We start from the raw sequence: 20,107 nt of genomic DNA on the forward strand, positions 1-20,107 counted from the left end.
TCGGCGCGAACGGGTTTGGCTTGTCTTCGATCACAAGGGGAATGTCGTCATGTCGGTGGATCGGCGTAAGTTTCTTAAAGGCGGTTTGCTCGCGACCAGTGGCGCGCTCGCGTCGCCTTACTTCTTCAGTGCTCCGGCCCAGGCCGCGGCAACGATCAATGTGGGAGTGCTGTTCTCCTTGACCGGCGGTCTTTCGATCGTTGAAAAATCTCTCCATGACGCAACCATGATGGCGATTAGCGAGATCAATGCCGCCGGCGGCGTGAAAGGCATGAAAATCACCGCAATTGCCGAGGACGGCGCCTCCGATCCCAAAACGTACAACGAGAAAGCCTCGAAGCTGGTCATTCAGGACCGCGTGCCGACGGTATTTGGTTCGTATACCTCGGCGAGTCGCAAGGCGGTTTTGCCGGTCTTCGAAAAGCGCAACAATCTCTACTTTTACCCGACCTATTATGAGGGGTTCGAGTGCTCGCGGAACGTCGTCTATACCGGCGCGGTCCCGAACCAGCAGCTGTCCAATTTCATTCCTTGGATCATCAAGACACTCGGCAAGAAGAAATTCTTCATTGTCGGCTCCAACTACATCTACCCCCGCGAAATGGCGAAGGTGTCGAAGATCCTCATCGAGAAGAATGGCGGGGAATGGATCGCCGACGAGTATCTCGAGCTGGGACATTCCGAGTGGGGTTCGATGGTCAACAAGATCAAGAACTCGGGGTGCGACGTCGTGCTGTCGAATGTCGTTGGTGATTCCGTGGTGGCGTTCTATCGCGAATACAAGAATCAGGGCCTCACCCACGACAAGCTGCCGATCTGTGCAACGGTGACCTCCGAAATCGAGATCGCCGCGATGGGGCCGGAATATGCGGTCGGCAGCTTCACCTCGTTTCCCTATTTTCAGGCGATCGATACCGACCGCAACAAGGCGTTTGTCGAACGCTACCGGGCGTTTGTTAAGGATCCGAAGGCTGTCACGCATCATGCGCTGGAGTCGTCGTATTTCCAGGTGTTCTTGTGGAAGCAGGCGGTGGAAAAGGCCGCGGAGATCACACCGACGGCAATTCGGGATGCGGTCCGAGGGCAGGAGTTCGACGCGCCAAACGGGCATGTGAAAATCGATGCCAACAACCTGCATACTTACCTGACACCGCGCATTGCTCAGTGGCAAGCCGACGGCCAAGGCAAGATCATCGACGCCTACAAGGAGCCGACCATTCCGCTGCCTTACGTGGCGTACGGCGAGACGGAGAGCAATCTCTTCTGTACCGGCAAGGGCCTCGATACGTCGAAGCTGAAGATCTGAGGTCCCGTCCAAGATATCTGCCGCGAATGTGCGCGGCAGATCGTTCCGACCTGGTGCCATCGATGCTGGAAATCCTGTTTATCGGCCTGAGTCTCGGCTCGATCCTGTTGCTGGTGGCGCTGGGTCTCGCGATTACATATGGCGCGATGGGCGTCATCAATATGGCCCATGGCGAGATGGTCATGATCGGGGCTTATGTCACGGTGCTGTCCGGCATCTGGCTCGGCGCCAATATCTTCGTCGCTATTCCGCTGGCGTTCGTCGTCACCGCCCTGATCGGACTTCTGATCGAGCGTGTCGTCGTCCGTCGCCTGTACGGCCGTTTGCTCGACACGCTGCTGGCGACCTGGGGTATCGCGATCCTGATTCAGCAAGCCGTGCGGCTCGAGTTCGGGCTGTCTTTCCTAGGCATCCATATCCAGGGTTTGGGACCCGGCCTTCAGAATGTCAGCGTTCCCGCTGTACTGCAGGGGACGCTGTTTGTCGGAAGCGTGGAAATCAACCGATACCGCACATTCATCATTCTGGTGACCGCCGTGCTCACGGCGGCCACCTGGTTCATCATGCATCGCACGGCGATCGGCATGCAGGTGCGGGCGATCATCCGCAATCCGAAGATGGCGGCTGCCTGCGGCATCGACGTGGCGCGGGTCAATGCGCTGACATTTGCTTTCGGATCTGGCCTCGCCGGCATCGCCGGCGTGATGATGTCCGGGTTCAAGACCGTGTTTCCCGACATGGGGACATCCATGGTGGTTGACGGCTTCATGGTCGTGGTCATGGGCGGTGTCGGAAGTTTGCTTGGCTCGGTGTTTTCCGCGGGGATTCTCGGTGAGATCAATGGCGTTGTTGCCGCAGGTACCAATGACATCCTCGCAAGGGCGGTCGTCTTCGGTATCGTCATTCTGATCATCATTCTGAAGCCCAAAGGCCTTTTTGCGTTGAAGGGCCGTTGAGACATGACCGTCAAGCGTCGCTTTGAAATCGTGGTCTATCTGGCCTTCGTGGTGCTCATCATGTGCGCCCCCTTGGTGCTGGATCCGTTCTGGCTGAATCGCATCGCCAAGTATCTGGTGTTCGGCATGCTCGGTATCGCGGTGGCCCTGTCATGGGGATATGCCGGCATCCTGAATCTCGGCCAGGGGCTCTTCTTCGGCGCCGGAGCCTACATGCTGGCGATGTCGCTGAAGCTCGCCAGCGCCACAAGTCTGCAGCAGGGATCGGACAAGCCGGTGCCGGACTTCATGCTCTGGAACGCGGAACCCGGCGCGCCCACGCAGCTCTGCTGCATCAACAAGGCGTCGTTCCTCTGGTTGCCGTTCCAGCACCAATGGTTCGGTGTTGCGATGGGCCTTGTCCTGCCGGTCGCGATCGCAACGATCATCGGAACCATCGTGTTCCGGAAACGGATTGCCGGCGTTTTTGTTTCGATCATTACGCTTGCCCTGGTCCTGCTGGTGCGGTTGGTGGTGATCGATGCGCAGCCGATCACCAACGGGTTCAACGGATTGACCGATCTCGGCTGGTTCAGGATCGCGGACTTCGAATTCGACCCCTATATTGTTCAAACCTACTATCTGGTGGCCGGGGCGCTAGCGGTCGTCCTCGCGGGAGCACGGTTGCTGATCGAAACCCGTGCCGGCCTCATTCTTCAGGCGATCCGCGACGACCAGAATCGCGCCCGCTATCTCGGCTTCAATGTTCCGCTCTACCAGACGTTCTTCTTTGCAGTGTCTGCCGGCATCGCAGGCCTCGCGGGAATGTTCTATGTGATCGTGTCCGAGTTCGCGTCGCCCACCTTCATGGATCTTGCGTTCTCCATCACCATGGTGGTGTGGGCTGCGGTTGGCGGACGATCGTCGATCCTCGGCGCCTGTATCGGCGCCATCATCATCAACATGATTTCCGCGACCGTGAGCGAGACCCAGGGCTTCGCCGAGGCGTGGAAAGCCATCATCGGCCTGATCTTTGTTCTTGTCGTGCTGTACCTGCCGCGCGGTCTTGCCGGCATTGCCCACGATCTGATCGATCGCTTCATCGCGCGCCATTCGCCCGCATCCCGGCTTTCGGTGTCTGCGACCGACGCGTCGCAACCGGCGGAGTGAGACAGATGGGGCAGGTCGCACTCACGATCGACGGACTTGGTGTCGATTTCGGCGGGTTTAAAGCCGTCAATGGAGTCTCGTTGACGATTGAGGACGGTGAACTTCGCGTGCTGCTGGGCGCGAATGGTGCCGGAAAGACCACGTTGATGGATCTGGTTTCGGGCAAGACCCAATCCACTGAGGGGCGAGTTTTCCTGCACGATACCAACATCACCAACTGGGAAGAACACCATATCGCCCGCGCCGGTATCGGCCGCAAGTTCCAGATTCCGAGTGTGTTCAAGGAATTGACCGTGCGCCGCAATCTCGAAGTGGCGAGCTGCCGCAATCCCGGTGTCTGGGCCAATCTGCGCTTTGGTTTCAGCAAGCGGGCGACGCATGATGTCGATGAGGTGCTGGAGCTGATCGGTCTCACGGAGGAAGCCGGCCAACTGGCCGCCTATCTCAGCCATGGTCAGACGCAGTGGCTCGAACTCGGTCTTCTGATCACGCAGAATCCGAAAGTGATCCTGCTCGACGAGCCAACAGCCGGCATGACCCAGGCGGAAACCCGTAAAACCTCGGAGATCGTCAACAGCCTGAAAGGCCGCCATACCCTTGTGGTCGTCGAACACGACATGGCGTTCGTTCGCGAGATCGCTGAGCGCATCACCGTTCTGCATCTTGGCCAGGTCCTGGCCGAGGGAAGCGTCGCCCAGATCGAAGCCGATCCCAGAGTGAGAGAAGCCTATCTCGGATCGAAGGGGATCGGCTGATGCTGACCTTTGACAATGTCGACAGTTTCTACGACCGCAGCCATATCCTGCACGGCGTGTGCCTCGATATCGCGATCGGGAAAGTGACCACCATTCTCGGCCGCAACGGCACCGGAAAGACGACATTGCTCAAGACCTTGATGGGTCTTACCGACCGCACCGTGGGAGAGATCCGGCTGGACGGCCGCGATATCGGCCAGGACCCGAGCTTTCGCCGGGCGAGAGCCGGCATCGCCTATGTTCCGCAGGGGCGGGAGATCATTCCCGATTTCAGCATTCGCGACAACATCATGATGGGCGCCTTCGCCCGTGCCGACGGCAAGCGCGAAATACCGCCGCTGGTCTCGGAGCTGTTTCCCTATCTGATGGAAAATCTCGAGCGCCTCGGCGGCGTTCTGTCCGGCGGCCAGCAGCAGCAACTGGCGATCGCCCGCGCGTTGGCCGCGAACCCCAGGATCATCCTGCTCGATGAGCCCAATGAGGGCATCCAGCCCTCGATCGTCGAGGAAATAGAAACCATCATCATTCGTTTGAACAGAGAGGCCGGTCTGACCGTGCTGCTGGTCGAGCAGAACGTCATGTATGCCCGCCAGGCGTCCCATCGCTTCGCCATGCTGGAGAAGGGGCGGGTCGTCGCTGGTGGCGCCATTGCCGAACTCAGCGATGACCTGGTTCATCGTCATATGGCGGTGTGATGTGGCGCATCGCTGGGCTGATCCAAGGCATGATGACTTGAAAGGAGAGCTGCTGATGCGTCGTATCGATCACGTGCTGGGGAGCCGTCTGGACCCGACGCTCTCTGAAAGACTGCATGATCTGGAGCATCGCGGCGCCGTCGATGTCGTGCAGCTCCCTGTGGCCGATCTGGCGCGGCGCCGTCTGCTTGCCATCACCCGCGGCGGTCAAGAACTGGCGATTGCGTTGCCCCGCGACCAGCGATTGTTCGACGGTGCGGTCCTCTTTCTGGACAGCAAGGAGGCGATCGTGGTGCGCGCCGGCACCCAGCGATGGTTGCGCCTCGAACCCCGTTCGATCAGCGATGCCATCGAACTTGGCTATCATGCCGGAAATCTGCATTGGCGGGTCCGCTTTGAAGGCGAAGTTCTGCTTGTGGCGCTCGAAGGCCGCGCGGAGGATTACACCGCCCGTCTCGGAGAGCTGGTCTCGGCGCGAAAGGTTGGTGTGAGCGTCCTGGACGACGACGAAAGCAACGGGGATCACGATCACGGCGCAGATGATGACGACGCTGGCGGTCATCGGGCCAGGGACGGCGGATTTCATCACGGACATAGCCATTAGCCATGCTGTCCATCCTGCAGGCGATCTGGCAAGCCGATGGTGCCTTCCCGAGCGGATCCTTCGCCTTCTCCTACGGCATCGAAGGCGTGATGGCGCTGCGCGGAAAGATGGGCACTGCCGCATTGGCGGAATTGATCTCCGCGATCCTGCGCCAGCGCTGGGCGACATGCGATCGGGTCGCCCTGGTGAGGGCGTTCCGCGCCGGCGGCGAGATATCTGCGATTGCCGAGATCGATCGCGACGTGGAGACGTCGACGTTCGGGAAAACCCTGCGGGACGGATCGCGGCGCAATGGTTCCTCTTTTCTGGCCGCCCATCATCGGATCGGCGAGCCTGTGGCGACGCGCCTGCGCCAGGCTGTAGGGGCCGGTGTCTGTCTGGGGCATATCAGTGTGATGCAGGGTGCGGTGTGGCACGCGATAGGGCTGGATGAGAGTCTGGCGCGCCTGGCGTCAGGCCATTCGGTCGCCTCCGGCGTCATGGCCGCGGCGGTGCGCCTTGGTGCGATCGGCGCCCTCGAGGGGCAGAAAGCGCTGAGCGGATGTTTGCGCCAGATCGAACACCTGGCTGCCCAGCCCGTCCCGGTGGCCGGCGAACTGGCGAGCTTCCTGCCGTTCCTTGAGCTTGCCGCCGCGCGCCATGCGCGTGCTGATCTTCGTCTCTTTGCCAACTGAGGTTGCGACCCATGCTGCTGACGCCAACCGAGCTTGAACGTCTGACGATATTCACGGCCGCCGAGCTGTCGCGCAAGCGACGCGCGAAGGGGCTCAAGCTCAACTACCCAGAAGCGGTCGCGATCATTACCGATGATATTCTCGAGGGTGCACGGGAAGGGCGATCGGTTGCCGATCTGATCGGCTACGGCTCCACGATCCTGACCACCGATGACGTGCTGCCCGGGATCGCGGCCATGATGCACATCATCCAGGTGGAATGCGTATTTCCGGACGGCACGAAACTCGTCACGGTGCACGAGCCGATCCGCCCAGCACCGGGCTCAGTGGAAGACCTCGAGCATCCAGGAGCGGTGATCGCGCGCGAGGGCAGCATCGATCTCAATGCGGGACGCCGGACAGCGGTGTTGACGGCCGTCAATACCGGAGATCGGCCGATCCAGATCGGGTCGCATTTCCACTTCTTCGAGGTCAACAAGGCGCTGGAATTCGACCGGGTGGCCGCGTTCGGCATGCGGCTCGATATTCCGGCGGGAACCGCGGTTCGCTTTGAGCCGGGCGCATCGAAGGAGGTCTCGCTGGTCACGTTCGGCGGCCGCAGTGAACTCACCGGTTTGAACAGCCTGACGGACGGATTGGCATCGGAGCCGGCCGTCCGCGATGCGGCCGTTGCGCGCGCCAAACAGCGCGGTTTCAAGGGAGCGTAGCATGGCGAAAATGGATCGACGCGACTATGCCGCGCTATATGGCCCGACAACGGGCGATGCGGTGCGGCTCGGCGACACCGCCTTGATGGCGGTCGTCGAGACGGATCATGCTGTCTACGGCGACGAGTGCCTGCATGGCGGCGGCAAGACGCTCCGGGATGGCATCGGGATGGCCGGCATCACCAGCGCGGATGGCGCGCTGGATTTCCTGCTGTGCAATGCCCTGGTGATTGATCCGGTGATCGGGATCGTCAAGGGCGATCTCGGCATCCGCCACGGCCGCATCGTTGCGATCGGCAAGGCCGGCAATCCAGCGATCATGGATGGCGTCGATCCGCGCCTGATCGTCTCCACAGGGACCACAGTGCGCGATTGCGAAGGGCTGATCGTGACGCCCGGCGCGATCGACGTTCACGTGCATTTCGACAGCGCCGGCCTGGTCGAGCACGCGCTGGCCAGCGGCATCACCACCATGATCGGCGGCTCGCTGGGCCCGATCACGGTCGGCATCGATTCCGGTGGTCCCTTCAACACCGGCAAGATGCTGCAGGCCGCGGAAGCCTGGCCGATGAATTTCGGTTTCCTCGGGCGCGGCAATTCGCACCGTGTGCCGCCCATGGTCGAGCAGCTCGAAACCGGCGTGATGGGGCTGAAGCTGCACGAGGACTGGGGCTCGATGCCGGCGGCGATCGACACCTGCCTGCGGGTCGCCGACGACTACGATTTCCAGGTGCAGATCCACACCGATACCCTCAACGAGTCGGGCTTTGTCGAGAACACGCTGGAGGCGATCGGCGGCCGAACCATCCACATGTACCACACCGAAGGGGCCGGCGGCGGCCATGCGCCCGATATCATTCGCGTCGCCGGCGAACAGCACTGTCTGCCGTCCTCGACCAATCCGACCAATCCCTTCACCGTGAACACGTTCGATGAACATCTCGACATGACCATGGTGTGTCATCATCTTAATCCGGCGATCCCTGAGGACGTGGCGTTCGCCGAGAGCCGGATCCGTGCCCAGACCATCGCGGCGGAGGACGTGCTGCACGACATCGGCGCGATATCGATGCTCGGGTCCGACAGCCAGGGCATGGGCCGCATCCATGAGGTGATCTGCCGGACCTGGCAACTGGCCTCGAAAATGAAGCAGCAGCGCGGATCGCTGCCGGAGGATCGTCCCGGCTTCGGCGACAACGCCCGCATTCGCCGCTACATCGCGAAATACACCATCAATGCCGCGCGAACTTTTGGCATTGCCGATCATGTCGGTTCGCTGGAAGACGGCAAGATCGCGGATATCGTGGTCTGGCGTCCAGCGTTCTTCGGGATCAAGCCGGAACTCGTCATCAAGAGCGGCTTCATCGCCTGGGGAGCGATGGGCGACAGCGCCGCTTCGCTGATGACGTGCGAACCGATGCTGATGCGCCCGCAATGGGGTGCCTTCGGCCGGGCGCCCGCGGCGCTGTCGGCCTGCTTCGTCCACCCGCTGGCGATCGCGCGCGACCTTGCGGGCACTCTTGGCCTTTCCAAGACGCTGCTGCCGGTTCACGGCACGCGGCAACTGTCGAAACGCGACATGCTCTGGAACGACGCCTGTCCCAAGGTGACCGTCGATCCCGAGACCTTCGACGTTTTCGCTGACGGGGTGCTGGCCACTTGTGAGCCAGCCCGCGAAGTGCCGCTGTCCCGACGTTATATGTTGAGGTGAACGATGCTGCACAATGCAGGAATTGCGAAAACGACGACTGCGGCCACGTCACCCGCCGCGCGGGTGGGGATCGGCGGACCGGTCGGCTCGGGCAAGACGGCGCTGATCGAAGCGCTGATTCCCGAGTTGCAGCGTCGCGCCGTCGATTTCGCAGTGGTGACCAACGACCTCGTTACCAAGGAAGACGCCGAACGGCTGCGCCGCTCTGGTCTGATCGATCCGGCGCGGGTGTCGGCGGTCGAGGCCGGCGCCTGCCCGCACACCGTCATTCGTGAGGATCCGACGCTCAACATCGCGGCCGGCGACGAACTCGAAGCCAGGTTTCCCGGACTGGAGCTGATCCTGTTCGAGTCCGGCGGCGACAATCTCGCATCGACGTTTTCCCTCGATCTCGTCGACTGGTGGCTCTTCGTGATCGACGTTGCGGGTGGCGACGATATCCCGCGCAAGAAGGGACCGGGATTGCTCCGGTGTGATCTCCTGGTGGTCAACAAGATCGACCTTGCGCCTTATGTCGGCGTCGATCTCGAGCCCATGCTGATGCAGGCGAGACGGGTTCGGGAGATGCGCCCGGTGATCGCGACAAACGCCCGATCCGGTGTCGGGATCGAGGCGGTGGCTGATGCAATCCTTACCGCTGTCCTCTTCCGGGTTTGATCCCGGCCGCGAGGCGGAAGCCTTGCTGGTCGCCGAACTGGCCGGCGGCAGAACCGTGCTGCGGCGTCAGCATGTCGGCTATCCCTTTCATGTCACCCGGCCATTCCAGCTCGACCGGATGCGGCCTGAACTCGCGACCCTCTATCTACAATCGGCGTCTGGTGGATTCTATGCCGGCGATCGGCTGAAGCTTGACATCGTCGTCGGCGCACAGGCGGCGCTCAATCTCACCACGCAAGCGTCGACAGTTGTCCATGACGGACGAGGGATTGGTGCGGTGCAGCGGCAATCCGTGACGGTAAGGGGGCGTGCGTTCTGCGCCATCGTGAGCGACCCCTATGTGCTGTTTCCCGGGGCCGCGCTCTCGGTCGAGACCACGGCCGAGGTAGCCGACGATGCGATTCTGATCATGGCCGATGGTTTTGCCGTTCACGATCCGCAGCGGCGGGGCGGGCTGTTCGAGCGGTTTTCCACGCGGACCCGCATTCTGCGTCCCGACGGCACCCGTGTTGTCTTCGACGGCGGCAGCATGTCCGGACCCGAACTGCGGGGCCGTTTTGGCACCCTTGGCGGCATGGCGGCGGCCGGCACGGTCTTCATGATCGCACCGGCGGACCGGTTGCCCGATCTCGCCGAGATCGAGGCTGTCTGCGACCGCTGCGGATGCCTGGCTGGTGCGAGCGCGGCACCGAATGGGGCCGGACTAGCCATGCGGCTGCTGGCGCCGGATGGCGGCGCGCTGACGCGGGGGATCGAGGCGGCATTTCATCTCGCCGGGCGTGCGGCGCTCGGCATAGAACTCGCCCGCCGCCGGAAGTGATCACGCTCCATCGCACGTCAAGGACGTCAGCGGCGCGCCAGGCGAAAGTACAATTCCGACAAGTGGCTGGGCAGATCGTCCTGCACGCTACAGCATCGGAGCGTGCGAACAGGCGTCGGAACGCCTCAAGTCATCCATTAGATCGCGAATGAAGCCGGCTTTCAAGCACTGTCGCCGTCAATGATCGGCGCGACCCTCAATCCCGGAATATGACGGTCTTGCGCCCATTGGCGAAGGCACGTCCGTCAAGATGAAAGGACACCGCGCGAGACAGCACGCGGCGTTCGATATCCCGGCCCTTGCGGACCAGATCCTCGGGGCTGTCCTGATGGCTGATGCGCTCCACATCCTGCTCGATGATCGGCCCTTCGTCGAGATCGGCCGTGACATAGTGCGCGGTAGCCCCGATCAGCTTTACACCGCGGGCGTGGGCCTGGTGATAGGGCTTGGCGCCCTTGAAGCCCGGCAGGAAGCTGTGGTGGATGTTGATGCAGCGGCCGGACAGGAAGGCGGAGAGATCGTCGGACAGGATTTGCATGTAACGGGCGAGCAGAACCAGCTCCGCCCCCGTCTCGGTCACGATCGCTTTGATCCGCGCTTCCTGCTGCGGCTTGGTATCCACGGTAATCGGCAAATGGTGAAAGGGCACGGTACCGAAATCGGTGCCATGATAGGTCTCGCGCGGATGGTTCGAGATGACGCCGACCACATCCATCCGCAGTTCGCCGATGCGCCAGCGATAAAGCAGGTCGACCAGGCAATGGTCGAATTTCGAGACCAGCAACAGCACCTTGCGACGCTCGTGCCTCGATCGGATCTGCCAGGTCATCCGGTAGTGATCGCCGATCGGCGCGAACGCTTCGGTCAGCTTCGTTACCCGCCGCTCGTCTTCGAGATTGAAGACGATCCGGGTGAAGAAGTCGCCGGTTTCGGTATCGTCGAACTGATGGGCTTCGAGGATGTTGCCGCCATGGGCGTAAAGTTCGGCCGTCACGCGCGCGACGATACCGGGCTGGTTCGGGCAGGCGAGTGTCAGCAGATAGGGGACACCGGACATCGAAAACCTCACTGTCGCCTCAAGTGGATCTGGATCAAGAAAAAGACGGCAACCGATCAGAGCGCCGCCGCCGTGGTCTCGACCCATCGGCGGAAGCTGTGCGCATAACTGCGGAACGTTGCGACGTCGAAGGTCGGGGTGTCGTCGCGCTGCCAGAGAATGACGCCGATATGGGCGATCACAGTCGTCGCCGCCGATCCCTGCCGAAACACGTCGGGATGAAAGTCGATGAAGGCGCCGTGCTGAAGCAAAGCACGAGCACCGTTCCCGCCGATCCGGAACACCATGTAGCCGCCCGACTGATCCGAGACGGACGCGAGGCCAGTCAGCTTGTGTGCGAGTTGCAACGACCAGTCCGGGTCCGGCGCCTCCGTCAGCGCAAGCCAGGTGCCGGGGCCCGTGCCGATCAGGGCCAGGCGTGCATCGCCGACACGGCCCGGTCCTTCGGACGGCGCAAGGCCGAGCGCGGCGCCGATTGCCGCGGGACGCACGCCTTTGCGGCTCATGACGGCGGCGAGGCCCAGGCCAGATTGCTCCGTGATGACAACTGAATTAGCTGCGGACACGTACGCCCTCCGGATCGACGAAGATGGCATGGCAGACCTCCACCTCGAGGTTAGGGCCGCGCACAGGGTCGTGGACGACGATGCGCTCACCGTGCCGGGTGGCGCCGCGCTTCAGCAGCGCAAGGCCAATCCAGTGGCCGAGAGTTGGTGAAAACGCCGTGGAGGTGACGTAGCCCTGGTCGTTGGCGGCGACCATCGGCACGTCACGGGGCAACAGATGGCCGCCGGCGCGCAGCCGTTCGCCGTTCAGCGGTCGAAGACCGATCAGGGACGGGCGATCGGGATCCATCAGGCCGGGACGACCGGCCATGACCCGGCCGATGAAATCTTTTTTCGTCGACATCAGCCGGCTCATCCCGAGATCGCCCGCCGTCGTCTGGCCATTGAGCTCGTTGCCGGCGGGATGGCCTTTTTCGATCCGCATCACGCTGAGAGCTTCGGTGCCATAAGGGACGGCATTGAACGGTTTACCGGCTTCGAACAGCGCGCGGATAAGGATATCGCCGCACGATGCGGGAACGCTGATCTCGTAGGCAAGCTCGCCTGAGAACGACAGCCGGAACAGTCGTGCCGGGGTATCGCGCCAGCGCAGTTCGGCCGCGGCCATGTAGGGAAAGCCCTCGTTGGACAGGTCGAGCGCAGGCAGCAGTGATTGCAGCAGCGCGCGTGACTGCGGGCCGGCAACCGCAAAGGTCGCCCATTGCTCGGTGACGGAGGTGGCCTGGACATCGAGTTCCGGCCACAACACCTGACGGGCATAATCGATGTGCTGCATGATTTTTGCGGCGTTGAGGGTGGTGGTAGTGACGTAATATCGATCGTCGGCAAATCGCGTGGTGGTGCCGTCGTCCATCACCAGCCCGTCCTCGCGCAGCATCACCCCATAACGCGCCTTGCCGATGGGAAGCGTCGAGAAGGTGTTGATGTAGAGCCGGTCGAGCAGCACGCCGGCATCCGGACCGTGGACGTCGATCTTGCCGAGCGTCGAGACATCGCAGATGCCGACGCCGTTGCGCGTCATCGCCACCTCGCGGTTGACCGTTGTGAGCCAGTCGTGCTCACCTGGGCGCGCGAACCATTGCGCGCGTTTCCACAATCCGGCGTCCACAAAGGTCGCGCCCTGTTCGCTCGCCCATCGATGGCTGGCGGTGCGGCGTTCGGGGCGGAAATCCTCATCCCGATGGTGGCCGGCCAGCGCGCCGATCGCGACCGGCAGGTAAGGTGGTCGCGACAGGATGGTGCCGGTCTCGGCAATGCTCTTGCCGGTGGCGGCGGCGAGCAAGGCGTGGCCATTCAACTGGCTGGTCTTGCCCTGATCGGTGGCCATGCCGAGGGTGGTGTAGCGTTTCAGGTGTTCGATCGAGACGAATCCTTCCCGCGCGGCGAGGGCGACATCGGTGTCGGTTACGTCATGCTGGAAATCGACAAAGGCCTTGGTGGCGTGGGAACCGACATGCCACAGTGGCGTGACCGCCGATGGATCGTCGCTGGCGCGGGGCACGGCCATCGTCGCGACGCTGCGCCCGAGGTCGCGTGCGATCTGTTCGGCGCAGCGCATGCCGTCACCAAGAGCGTCGCCAAGCGCGAAATGACCTGCGGCGGCGCCGATCACAGTCAAGCCCGACGGTGTCGTGTCCAGAACGAAGCCATGGATGGTGTCCGACCAGACCGGGCGTGCGCCGAGATTGCTGCCGAGACCGATGGACGGCGTCCAGCCGCCCGCCATGGCAAGCAGGTCGGCCGTGAGGCGACGGATCTTCCCGTCGGCTGTGCGCACATCGATTGCCTTCACGCTGCGGCCGCGCACGTCCGCGACGACGGCGCCTGTCAAGATCTCGACACCGGCCTGTTGCACTTTGGTGGCCACGGACGGGCGTGGGTCGGTGCGGGCGTCGATGATCGCAGCGAGGTCGATGCCTGCTGCCAGCAAGTCCTCGGCCACCGACCAGCCGCTATCGGATGTTGTGAAGATGGCTGCGCGGCGCCCCGGAACGGCGGCGAAGCGATTGATGTAAGTTGCGACCGCCGATGCCGTCATGACGCCGGGACGGTCGTTGCCGCCGAACACCAATGGCCGCTCGATCGCGCCGGCGGCCAGGATCGCGCGTTTGGCGACGATCTTCCAGAGCCGCTGTCGCGGCTGCCCCGGTGCCGCAACGGGCAGGTGGTCCGACACCTGTTCCAGCGCGCCGTATTCGCAGCCGTCGTAGACGCCGAACACCAGCGTGCGATTGAGCACGGTGACATTCGGCATGGCCTGCAGTTCCGCCAGCGTAGCGCGGGCCCAGTCGAGAGCTGGTGCACCCTCGATCTCGTGTCGTTCCGCCAGCAGGCGGCCGCCCAGCAGCCGGTCGCCATCGGCGATGATGACGCGCAATCCTGCGCGGCCGGCGGTCAGCGCCGCGGCGAGGCCAGCGGGGCCGCCGCCGATCACCAGCACATCGCAGAAGCCGTGGGCGCGGTCGTAACTGTCGGGATCGGGCTGCATCGACAACGCGCCGAGCCCCGCGGCGCGGCGGATCAGGGGCTCGTAAAGCTTCTCCCACAATTTCGCCGGCCACATGAAGGTCTTGTAGTAGAAGCCGGCGACGAGAAATGGCGCGAACATCTGGTTCACGGCCATCACGTCGAAGGACAGGCTCGGCCAGCGGTTCTGGCTCGTCGCCACAAGCCCGTCGAACAGCTGAAGCGTGGTCGCGCGGGTGTTCGGTTCGGCTCGTGCGCCACTGCGCAAGGTCACCAGTGCGTTGGGCTCCTCGCTGCCGGCGGTCAGGATACCGCGGGGGCGATGATACTTGAAGGAGCGGCCGACCAGCTTGACGTCGTTTGCCACCAGTGCCGAGGCCAGCGTATCGCCCGCAAAGCCCGAATAGGCTCGGCCGTCGAACGTAAAACGGAGCGGCGCGTGGCGATCGATCAGGCCGCCGGAGGCGAGGCGGCTCATCGCGAGGCCTCGCGCGCGAGCACGGCGCCCGACATCTGATGATTGCGGGTGTCGCGCGCCACCACGATCCAGTTGCGGCACCCTTGCGCGTGATACCAGTGTTCGCGCATCGGACCCGCGATGTTGTCTCTGAGATAGACGTAGTCGTAGAAGCCGTCGTCCGAGGTGGGGCGCCGCGGTGCGGCATCGCCACGATGGACGAATTCATGGGCGTCGCGGTCGCCGCAATAGGGGCAGGAGATGCGCATCGGGCCGGCGTTCCTCAGTGCAGGTTGGGTTGGGCGCCCTGACCTTTTTCATCGATCAGGTGGCCGGTCGCGAAACGGTCGAGACGGTAGGCGGCTGCGGTCTCGTGCGGCTGGCCGGTTGCCAGCAAATGCGCAAAGGCCCAGCCCGATGCCGGCGTTGCCTTGAAGCCGCCATAGCACCAGCCGGCATTGAGGTAGAGCCCATCGATCGGCGATCGATCGATGATCGGCGATCCGTCCATCGACATGTCGACGATGCCGCCCCAGCTTCTGAGCAGGCGCGCGCGGCCGATCATCGGCATGAGCGCCATGCCACCCTCGCAGACATCCTCAACGGTCGGAAGGTTGCCGCGGCTTGCGTAGCTGTTGTAACCGTCGATATCGCCACCGAACACGAGGCCACCCTTGTCGGACTGGCTGATATAGAAGTGTCCGGCGCCGAAGGTGATGACGCCGGGAATGACCGGTTTCAACGCCTCGGAGACGAAGGCCTGCAGCACATGGCTTTCAATCGGCAGTCGCAGCCCCGCAAGCGCCGCCACGCGTGACGAATTTCCCGCAACGGCGACACCGACCTTGTTGGCCCGGATTGTGCCGCGCGTCGTCTCCACGCCGACAATCGCGCCATCCGCGTCACGAATGAATCCAGTCAGTTCGCAATTCTGGATGATGTCGACGCCGCGGTCCGACGCACCGCGCGCATAGCCCCAGACCACCGCGTCGTGCCGCGCGGTGCCGCCGCGTCGCTGCAGCAACCCGCCCATGATCGGAAAGCGCGCATGGTCGAAGTTGAGAAAGGGCGCAAGCCTGCGCACATCAGTCTGGTCGAGCAGGTCGGCATCGACGCCGTGCAGCCGCATCGCGTTGCCGCGTCGCGCGAAGGCATCGCGCTGCCCGTCCGAGTGGTAGAGGTTCAGCACGCCGCGCTGGCTGATCATGGCGTTGTAGTTGAGGTCTTGCTCGAGCCCTTCCCACAGCTTCATCGACCATTCGTAGAACGGCGTGTTGCCGTCGAGTCCGTAGTTCGAGCGGATGATGGTGGTGTTCCGTCCGGCATTGCCGCCGCCGATCCAGGCCTTCTCGATCACGGCGACATTGGTGATGCCGTGCACCTTGGCGAGGTAATAGGCGGTTGCCAGTCCGTGACCGCCGCCGCCCACGATCACCACATCGTAGGCCTCGCGGGGGGCGGCGTCGCGCCAGGTTCGCGGCCATTGGCGATGGCCGGAGAGGGCGTTGCGCGCGAGGCTGAAAATCGAGAAGCGCGTCATCGGGCGGATGCCATGAAATAGTGTTGATCGAGGAGAAGCTTACGCGCTAAAAGCGTCACAGGATTGATCAAAAGCGACGCTTTTATGCCTAAAAACGACAAAGCCGACGAGGCCATCTGCCGAACTCTCGGGCTGCTGCTGATCGACGGCTTTGCGCTGATGTCCTACGCCTCGGTGATCGAGCCGTTCCGGGCCGCCAATACGCTGGCGGGTCGCGAGCTCTATCGGTGGCGCCATATTTCCGTCGACGGCCGGCAGATTCGTGCCTCCAATGGCGCCGCTATTCTCGCCGACCAAGCCGTGGGGCAGCCCATCGCGTGCGATACGCTATTCGTGATCGCGGGAGGTGATCCGGTAGCCTTCTCCGATCCGAAAACATTCGCCTGGCTCCGGCAGCTCGCTCTGTCCAATGTCCGGCTGGCCGGCATTTCCGGTGGTCCGTTCCTGCTCGCGCGCGCCGGCGTACTCGCCGGTTATCGGGCGACCATCCATTGGGATCACCAGCCCGCATTCCTGGAAGCCTTTCCCACGCTGGCGATCGAACCCGGCCTCTATGTCATCGACAGGCGCCGGCTCACGTGCGCGGGCGGGACCGCCGGGCTCGATCTTGCGATCGAACTCATCGAGCGCGAACACGGCTCCAAGCTGGCGGCGCAGGTGAGCGAGTGGTTTATCCGCACCGAGCCGCGACCCGCCGGCAAATCGCAGCGGCTCAGTCTGCGCGAACGGGTCGGCGTCAGCAACGACCGGGTGCTCAGGGTCCTGGCGGAGATGGAAGCGACGCTGGAGGAGCCGGCAGAGCTGCAGCAACTGGCGGAGATCGCCGGCGTATCGCTGCGCCAGCTCGAGCGGCTGTTCGCCTCGCACATGCAAGAGACCGTGAGCGAGTGCTACCTGCGCATCCGGCTCGAGAAAGCCGCCGAACTGTTGCGTAAAACAGGGTTGTCGGTGACCGCCGTCGGCGTTGCCTGCGGCTTCCAGAGCAGCAGTCACTTCTCGCGGACCTTCAAGGCCCGCTACGGAAAAACGCCCAGCGCAGAGCGCCGCCGCCGATAGATCTCTGCGCACTCGCAGCATGGTCGCGAGGTTTCCCCGAGCCCCGTTGCCATCTCCTCGTCACCGGCAGATACTTCCCGGAAGAACCAAAAAAACATCCAGGGAGAGTCGCGTGAAAGAGCATAGTCTCGACCATCACCATCGTGACAAGCACGGCAAGATCGGCCTCAAGCACGGCGATACGCCTGTCCGCACCCTGCGCGGCATTTACGGACCGGGGTTCGCGGCCGGTTATCCCGACACCCAAAAACTGAGCGACGTGCTGGATCACCTCAACGAAACGTCACTGAGCCAGTTGCGCCGCGATCACGAGACCGGCCATTTGGACAAGAAGATCGCCAAAGCTTCAAAATAATGGCTTCAAAATAGTGGCGTCGAAATAGCTGTCTGTAACTGCCAGGCGCTGTTGTTGAACCAAAGTGGCTGATATCGACACAACGCCATGACATGAAACGCGTTGTGAAAGCGGTTATCGGTTTGCTTCTCATCGGATTTGGCAGTCCGCTGCTCTTTCTTGGTCTGACCCGCCTCGGGTGGCGCCGGCACGGTGCGTCGCCGCTCGATATCAGTTTGCTGCATCTCGACTGGATTTTTCAGCCGCAACCGCCGTACTGGTTCGCGCACATGGCCAATCTGGCCGTGGCCTGCGCCGGTCTGATCGCCATTCTCGCCGGCGCCAGTCTATTGGTGGGAGCTGCCTTCAGGGTTGGACACACACGGTAACACCCTGACGTTTTGGTGATTGTCCGTCCACGGGCTGCAACAGACGGCGAAAACCAACTACAATCGGTGTTGATCACGAGATCGCCACGGGCGATCTATATGTCGATCGCCGATCGAGCGGGTTGGTTTGTAAGGAAACGGAATGATCTTGCGGAAGGCGATGATCGCGCTGGCGATCATGGTGATTGGCGCGGTTGTCACGACGGAAGCGTCGGCGCGGGGATGGGGCCACCATGGCGGGTTTTACCGCGGCTATTATGGCCGCGGCTTCTATGGTCCCGGGTTCGGCTATTACGGTTATCCGTACGGCTACGGCGGCCCCGGCGGCTGGGGCTATGGCTATATCCCGTATGAGGAGCAGTGGTCCGAAAGCGGACCGTCTTGCTATCGGGAATTGCGGGGACGCACCCGCACTAATAAAGGCTGGCGCGATCGTTATGTCACCGTATGCCCAGGGGCGCGGTGATCTTCTGACGCGTCCATTTGACGCTATCCACGCTTGGCGCGATCCTTCTCGTTCTGCGCCTTGATGGCGTCGCGCGCCGAGTTCCAGTCGGCGTCCGACCAGTCGCGCAGGCCGTAGAAATTGCCGCCCATCGCCAGTGCCTGGGCGCCGTCCATGGCGATGGTTTCGCCATTGATCCAGTCGCAGCCGCCGGAAATCAGGAACACCGCGAGGTTCTGCAGCTCATCCATGCTGCCGACCCGCCCCATCGGATTGTGGGCAATGGTTTTCGCGCCGGCCTCGTCGCCGGGCTTGATGCGTTTGCTCATGCCCTCGGTCGGAATCTCGCCCGGCGCGATGGCGTTGAGGCGGATGCCGTAGCGGCCCCATTCGGTCGCCAGCGACATGGTCATGGCGTGGATCGCCGACTTGCTCATGGCGGAGGGAACGACATAGGGACTGCCGTTGCGCACCCATGTCACCACGATCGACACCACATTGCCGCGCTGCTGGCCGGCGATCCAGCGGCGGCCGACCGCATGGGTGACGTAGAACGTGCCGTGCATCACGATGTTGGCGACGGCATCGAAGCCGCGCGGCGTCAGGTCCTGGGTGCGGGAGATGAAATTGCCGGCGGCATTGTTGATGAGGTCGGTCAGCGGCTTCTCGGCGAAGATGCCGTCGACCATGGCGTCCACCGCGGCGGAGTCTCTGATATCGACGCCGTGGCTCGTGACCCTGCCACCGTGCGACTTCATCAGCTCGGCGGCGGTCTCATCGCACACGCCCTTGCGGCGGCCGCAGATATGGACGTCGGCGCCAAGGCTGAGGAAGCGTGCGGCCATGGCTTTGCCAAGCCCGGTGCCGCCTCCGGTCACGAGGATATTGCGTCCAGTGAGCAGGTGGGGGGTGAACATGGCGGGCCTCGCTGAAAAACTGACCGTTCCCGATTTAATCGATCAATTAAAATCTGCAAAGCTGTTTTTGCTCGGTGTTAGGCGGGCGCAGGGGTGGAAGTCACCGGTATCTGGCTGATATTGTTTGTAATTCTAGCTAAAGCTGCGCTTGCCGATATCTCAGGCGCGTCAGCAGGACGCGGTCCAGCCGGCCGGGAAGGGCACATAGGGCCATTCCATGGTGTTGTCGTTGGCCGGTTCCGGGAGGTCGTCGACGTCAAGACCATCGTCGAAATCGCCGGGGACGGGCGCGGACGCCATCACCGCGGTAACCGCGTCCAGCAGATGTTCGAATTCGATGTTCGTCATGAGGCCACCCGTTAATCGATGGCGCACACTCGCAGACGACGTTTTCGGTCACGTTCAGCGGACCGCTAAAATTTTATCGATCCCGATTTTAACGTGGTTTGCCGTCGCTGCAGACCGTCAGGTCTTGCAGACGCTGATGGTCGTCATCGCGAGCTTGGCGTCGTCCTCCGAGCGGTAGGGCCCATCGGAGAACTGGATATTGCTGCCGTCGATCACCGGGTTCTGCTGCACGATCCGGCAGCCGTTGATGCGGCTACCCACCACCCAGAACAGCCCACTTTGGGCCGCGATCGGCGACGCCAACGCCATGCAGCCAAGTATTGCGGAACCAAGAATTGCGGCAGCGACTAAACGCATGACATGCCTCATGCAAGGTTACATAGATATCGTTCAACACCAGTGCCAGCCGATGGTGCCGCGCGCATGGTGTCGCAGTCCAATCACGTCGCAGTAACCGCGCATTGAGGTTAACGCCGGACTTGAAACATGAAATTCGGG

At 62.7% G+C, this 20,107-nt stretch carries 23 protein-coding genes; 15 read left to right on the forward strand and 8 right to left on the reverse strand.

The window, feature by feature from the left end:
• Positions 1 to 49: 49 nt before the first annotated feature.
• From RS897_RS31355 to RS897_RS31405, 11 genes are all read left to right on the forward strand, one after another.
• Positions 50 to 1,306, forward strand: a complete 1,257-nt coding sequence (locus tag RS897_RS31355; protein ID WP_315832563.1) for an ABC transporter substrate-binding protein — start codon at positions 50 to 52, stop codon at positions 1,304 to 1,306.
• A gap of 62 nt (positions 1,307 to 1,368) precedes the next feature.
• Positions 1,369 to 2,262, forward strand: coding sequence for an urea ABC transporter permease subunit UrtB (urtB, locus tag RS897_RS31360; RefSeq protein WP_315838803.1), 894 nt, complete (start codon positions 1,369 to 1,371; stop codon positions 2,260 to 2,262).
• Positions 2,263 to 2,265: 3 nt separating this feature from the next.
• Complete coding sequence (gene urtC / locus RS897_RS31365; RefSeq protein WP_315832564.1) at positions 2,266 to 3,411, forward strand: urea ABC transporter permease subunit UrtC; 1,146 nt, start codon at positions 2,266 to 2,268, stop codon at positions 3,409 to 3,411.
• A 5-nt stretch (positions 3,412 to 3,416) separates the two neighbouring features.
• Positions 3,417 to 4,166, forward strand: coding sequence for an urea ABC transporter ATP-binding protein UrtD (gene urtD, locus RS897_RS31370; RefSeq protein WP_315832565.1), 750 nt, complete (start codon positions 3,417 to 3,419; stop codon positions 4,164 to 4,166).
• Complete coding sequence (urtE, locus tag RS897_RS31375) at positions 4,166 to 4,861, forward strand: urea ABC transporter ATP-binding subunit UrtE (protein WP_315832566.1); 696 nt, start codon at positions 4,166 to 4,168, stop codon at positions 4,859 to 4,861. The genes urtD and urtE overlap by 1 nt, the downstream gene beginning before the upstream one ends.
• A gap of 55 nt (positions 4,862 to 4,916) precedes the next feature.
• A complete protein-coding gene (ureE, locus tag RS897_RS31380) occupies positions 4,917 to 5,465 on the forward strand; it encodes an urease accessory protein UreE (protein ID WP_315838804.1) in 549 nt (182 codons plus the stop codon).
• Positions 5,466 to 5,467: 2 nt separating this feature from the next.
• Positions 5,468 to 6,139 carry an urease accessory protein UreF gene (locus RS897_RS31385; RefSeq protein ID WP_315832567.1) on the forward strand — a complete coding sequence of 224 codons (672 nt, stop codon included), beginning with the start codon at positions 5,468 to 5,470 and terminating at the stop codon, positions 6,137 to 6,139.
• Positions 6,140 to 6,150: 11 nt separating this feature from the next.
• Positions 6,151 to 6,846: an urease subunit gamma gene (locus RS897_RS31390; RefSeq protein WP_315832568.1), complete on the forward strand. Its 696-nt coding sequence runs from the start codon at positions 6,151 to 6,153 to the stop codon at positions 6,844 to 6,846.
• 1 nt (position 6,847) lies between these two features.
• Positions 6,848 to 8,557 (forward strand): urease subunit alpha, encoded by a 1,710-nt coding sequence (gene ureC, locus RS897_RS31395; RefSeq protein ID WP_315832569.1) that lies wholly within the window; start codon positions 6,848 to 6,850, stop codon positions 8,555 to 8,557.
• A 3-nt stretch (positions 8,558 to 8,560) separates the two neighbouring features.
• Positions 8,561 to 9,214 carry an urease accessory protein UreG gene (gene ureG / locus RS897_RS31400; protein WP_315832570.1) on the forward strand — a complete coding sequence of 218 codons (654 nt, stop codon included), beginning with the start codon at positions 8,561 to 8,563 and terminating at the stop codon, positions 9,212 to 9,214.
• On the forward strand, positions 9,180 to 10,034 hold the full coding sequence (locus tag RS897_RS31405) for an urease accessory protein UreD (protein WP_315832571.1): 855 nt from the start codon (positions 9,180 to 9,182) through the stop codon (positions 10,032 to 10,034). The genes ureG and RS897_RS31405 overlap by 35 nt, the downstream gene beginning before the upstream one ends.
• A 196-nt stretch (positions 10,035 to 10,230) precedes the next feature.
• Here the strand turns inward: RS897_RS31405 and purU are convergent, their stop codons facing one another.
• The 5 genes from purU to RS897_RS31430 are packed head-to-tail and all read right to left on the reverse strand — an operon-like array spanning position 10,231 to position 16,120.
• On the reverse strand, positions 10,231 to 11,091 hold the full coding sequence (purU, locus tag RS897_RS31410) for a formyltetrahydrofolate deformylase (protein ID WP_315832572.1): 861 nt from the start codon (positions 11,089 to 11,091) through the stop codon (positions 10,231 to 10,233).
• 56 nt (positions 11,092 to 11,147) lie between these two features.
• Positions 11,148 to 11,657, reverse strand: coding sequence for a sarcosine oxidase subunit gamma (locus tag RS897_RS31415; protein WP_315832573.1), 510 nt, complete (start codon positions 11,655 to 11,657; stop codon positions 11,148 to 11,150).
• Positions 11,644 to 14,601 carry a sarcosine oxidase subunit alpha family protein gene (locus RS897_RS31420; RefSeq protein WP_315832574.1) on the reverse strand — a complete coding sequence of 986 codons (2,958 nt, stop codon included), beginning with the start codon at positions 14,599 to 14,601 and terminating at the stop codon, positions 11,644 to 11,646. Before RS897_RS31420 ends, RS897_RS31415 begins: the two co-directional genes overlap by 14 nt.
• Positions 14,598 to 14,849 carry a sarcosine oxidase subunit delta gene (locus tag RS897_RS31425; RefSeq protein WP_315832575.1) on the reverse strand — a complete coding sequence of 84 codons (252 nt, stop codon included), beginning with the start codon at positions 14,847 to 14,849 and terminating at the stop codon, positions 14,598 to 14,600. The genes RS897_RS31420 and RS897_RS31425 overlap by 4 nt, the downstream gene beginning before the upstream one ends.
• A gap of 14 nt (positions 14,850 to 14,863) precedes the next feature.
• A complete protein-coding gene (locus RS897_RS31430; RefSeq protein WP_315832576.1) occupies positions 14,864 to 16,120 on the reverse strand; it encodes a sarcosine oxidase subunit beta family protein in 1,257 nt (418 codons plus the stop codon).
• 84 nt (positions 16,121 to 16,204) lie between these two features.
• Here RS897_RS31430 and RS897_RS31435 point away from each other — a divergent pair, with 84 nt between their 5' ends.
• From RS897_RS31435 to RS897_RS31450, 4 genes are all read left to right on the forward strand, one after another.
• Positions 16,205 to 17,176, forward strand: a complete 972-nt coding sequence (locus RS897_RS31435) for a GlxA family transcriptional regulator (RefSeq protein ID WP_315832577.1) — start codon at positions 16,205 to 16,207, stop codon at positions 17,174 to 17,176.
• 112 nt (positions 17,177 to 17,288) lie between these two features.
• Complete coding sequence (locus RS897_RS31440; protein WP_315832578.1) at positions 17,289 to 17,531, forward strand: hypothetical protein; 243 nt, start codon at positions 17,289 to 17,291, stop codon at positions 17,529 to 17,531.
• Positions 17,532 to 17,623: 92 nt separating this feature from the next.
• On the forward strand, positions 17,624 to 17,899 hold the full coding sequence (locus RS897_RS31445) for a hypothetical protein (protein ID WP_315832579.1): 276 nt from the start codon (positions 17,624 to 17,626) through the stop codon (positions 17,897 to 17,899).
• A 142-nt stretch (positions 17,900 to 18,041) separates the two neighbouring features.
• Positions 18,042 to 18,365: a hypothetical protein gene (locus RS897_RS31450; RefSeq protein ID WP_315832580.1), complete on the forward strand. Its 324-nt coding sequence runs from the start codon at positions 18,042 to 18,044 to the stop codon at positions 18,363 to 18,365.
• Between the two features lie 23 nt (positions 18,366 to 18,388).
• Here RS897_RS31450 and RS897_RS31455 read toward each other — a convergent pair whose 3' ends face one another.
• The 3 genes from RS897_RS31455 to RS897_RS31465 all read right to left on the reverse strand — a co-directional run bounded on the left by RS897_RS31455 (position 18,389) and on the right by RS897_RS31465 (position 19,966).
• Positions 18,389 to 19,261, reverse strand: coding sequence for an SDR family oxidoreductase (locus RS897_RS31455; RefSeq protein WP_315832581.1), 873 nt, complete (start codon positions 19,259 to 19,261; stop codon positions 18,389 to 18,391).
• Between the two features lie 168 nt (positions 19,262 to 19,429).
• Positions 19,430 to 19,609, reverse strand: coding sequence for a hypothetical protein (locus RS897_RS31460; protein ID WP_315832582.1), 180 nt, complete (start codon positions 19,607 to 19,609; stop codon positions 19,430 to 19,432).
• A 117-nt stretch (positions 19,610 to 19,726) separates the two neighbouring features.
• Positions 19,727 to 19,966, reverse strand: coding sequence for a hypothetical protein (locus RS897_RS31465; RefSeq protein ID WP_315832583.1), 240 nt, complete (start codon positions 19,964 to 19,966; stop codon positions 19,727 to 19,729).
• Positions 19,967 to 20,107 lie beyond the last annotated feature (141 nt).

This window comes from Bradyrhizobium prioriisuperbiae, from assembly GCF_032397745.1.
Lineage (GTDB): Bacteria > Pseudomonadota > Alphaproteobacteria > Rhizobiales > Xanthobacteraceae > Bradyrhizobium_A > Bradyrhizobium_A prioriisuperbiae.